This window comes from Streptomyces sp. XY431, assembly GCF_001279805.1.
Lineage (GTDB): Bacteria > Actinomycetota > Actinomycetes > Streptomycetales > Streptomycetaceae > Kitasatospora > Kitasatospora purpeofusca.
On record NZ_LGDO01000326.1, the window covers coordinates 1 to 453 of the forward strand.

Consider the following 453-nt stretch of genomic DNA (forward strand, 5'->3'; position numbering starts at 1 on the left):
CTTCGCCCTGGCCCGACTGGACGATGACCAGTGGCTGTTCGTGGTGACCAACCACCACATCATCCTCGACGGCTGGTCGATGCCGCTGGTGATGCAGGACCTGTTCGCCGCCTACGCGGCGGACAGCCGTAGTACCTCCCTGCCGCGCGTCTCGCCCTACCGGGACTACGTGACCTGGCTGGCCGGCCAGGACCGTGCGGAAGCCGAGCGGGTCTGGGCTCGCGTACTGGACGGAACCGAGGAGCCGACCCACCTGGTCGCCGCGACCGGACGCCGCACCCAGACGATGCCCGAACACGTGGAGATCGCGCTCCCGGTTGAGCAGACCGAGGACCTGGCCTCCTGGTCGCGCAGTCGCGGTGTCACCCTGAACACGGTGGTGCAGGCGGCCTGGGCGATCGTGCTGGGGCGGTTGACCGGGCGCGATGACGTGGTCTTCGGTGCGACGGTCTC

At 69.3% G+C, this 453-nt stretch carries 1 protein-coding gene; it reads left to right on the forward strand.

Features of this window, described 5'->3' with window-relative positions:
- On the forward strand, positions 1–453 hold a 453-nt coding region (locus ADK60_RS24900; protein WP_159400569.1), incomplete at both ends, for a condensation domain-containing protein.